Here is a 2096-nt window from a genome sequence, read left to right on the forward strand (position 1 = left end):
CCTGAGTTTCAGAGAATAAATTGAGGAAATTTTGTTATATCTATTGGGCCTCAATGTATCTCTAATTTTTCATTTTTTTATTCCTCGTAGTAGTAGTTCACTCGATAGAGAAGTAACTGTTCAAATCTCCGGATAGCCCCAGTTTCCTTCTCAAGGTTGCTGCGGTTTCATAGTCCTCTAGCACCGGCATAGATACGGCTTTGCAGATGTTTTTTACATCGTCTGAAATCCCTGTAGTTGCATAGACCGCCGGCAGTCTCTCTAATTTGATTCTTGTCGTCCTTAGTCCGTTGAGACTTTCCACGATCTTCTCTATGGAAATTGGGGTCTGGTTGGATTTGAGCTTGTACTCGAGCAAACGCGAAATTACTAATGCGATATAACAACAAAGAAAATGACCGCGGATGTGTTGCTCAGTGCGCACATACACCGGTCGTGCTTCTAATTGACTTTTCAAGAGGCGGAAATTGCTCTCTATGTGCCAGAGCTCTCTGTAGATGCTTAGGATTTCCTCTACAGGATCTTCCAGTGAAGTCTCTATCACATGCATTCCATCGAACTTCTCCTGCTCAACGATCTTTTCCTCGTCTAAACTCAAACTCTCTTTATCAATCTCAACGCGAACTAATCCCTTGCCTCCTTTTTTCATTTCCGCTGTGAAGGTAGAGGGACGGGTAACTAGCCCTATTGCTTTATCAATAAACTTTTGTCTATCGTGTCTGTCTTTATCAAAGCGCTTTTTAGAGAATGTAACGATGTACCTGCGCTTGAGCGTTCCTTTTTTTCTCTTATTTTTAGCTCGAGTTTCATAGGGCTTTAATATCTTCTCCAGCCGTTCTATCTCTGCAGGATCATCATGCTCCTTTGCAAACTCCGGATAACGATAGTTAACTTTGGTTTCAAGCGTGACCTCTTTGTACCAGTTTTCTTCCACAACCCCGTCATCATCGACCACGGTATATGAGATTCTTCCTTCCGGGCAAAGGGCAGCGGCCTTGACTTCCTCGGAAGCGCTTCTAATCTTCGATGAGAATACATAGTCGTGACCAAGCTCGACCAGGCAGTGAATGTTGGCCGTGTTGTTAAGGCCCCTATCGGCCACGACTACAAGTTTTTCAACCCCATAAGTTTTTTTCAATTCTTCTACAAAAGGAATCATCGTCGGAGATTCTCCCTGATTGCCTTTATAGAGTTTATAGCTGACTGGCAGTCCGTCTTTGTCAGCAGCTAAGGCCATAACTACCTGAACTTCATTAAATTTTTTATCTTTTGAGTAACCGAATTCTCGAAGACTGTCGGCTCGAATGCTTTCAAAGGCGTAAGTAGTAATGTCATAGAGGCACACTCGCGTGTCTCGTTGAGGATTTTGTTCTAAAAGCTTTTTATTCAGATATTTGATAATGGCTTCTTTATTATCGCTGAGCAGATCTAAGCAATTGTAGTAATCGGAAAGGTTCTGCGGCCTAGCACCGAGATATGTGACTGGTACTAAGCGTTTGGTTTTAGCCTTTGACCAAGGGGATAAAATTCTTGTAAGACACAGTTGGCGGACAACTTCAGAAAAATCGAACTGAACGTTCGTACCATTTTTAAGATAAGTGAGCTTGTAAGGCAGTTTAAGTTCATTCCAAAGCCGACTTAAAACCACCAACCCAAGACCTCGTAACGCCGGCTTTTCTCCTTTTAAGCTCAGGCCGTCCTTAGCTTCTTTGAGAAGTTGATCTTTAATATTTTTATTTAAAACCATCCTTTGGTTTAGATCAGTTGCTGCAGCCTCACGATTAAGAGCTTCAACCTCGGCTTTAATTTTTTGTATAGCAAGAGGGTCTGCCGCAAGCAGCATCTTCTCATTTCCACATTTGCGATAAATATTTTTCCGGGCTTGTCCTTTTTCATTTCTGTAGGAGGAAGCGATATAGACACTTCGATTCCCCTCTTTATTAGAACTGTACATGACGTGGTAACGCATAAACCCCTCTCTATACTATTACCATTATTTTACTACATATAACCAAAAAAAGTCAAGAGAGATTTTCCTTTTATTTTCAGATAGTAATTATGAAAATAAGGGGGTTTCGGTATCAAACTCAGGAAAA

At 41.5% G+C, this 2096-nt stretch carries 1 protein-coding gene; it reads right to left on the reverse strand.

Features of this window, described 5'->3' with window-relative positions; all coding sequences use genetic code 11:
• Positions 1-97: 97 nt before the first annotated feature.
• Positions 98-1969 carry an IS1634 family transposase gene (locus ACYQ4O_RS12840; protein ID WP_300926136.1) on the reverse strand — a complete coding sequence of 624 codons (1872 nt, stop codon included), beginning with the start codon at positions 1967-1969 and terminating at the stop codon, positions 98-100.
• Positions 1970-2096 lie beyond the last annotated feature (127 nt).

It is taken from the genome of Turicimonas sp. TL08 (assembly GCF_054660695.1).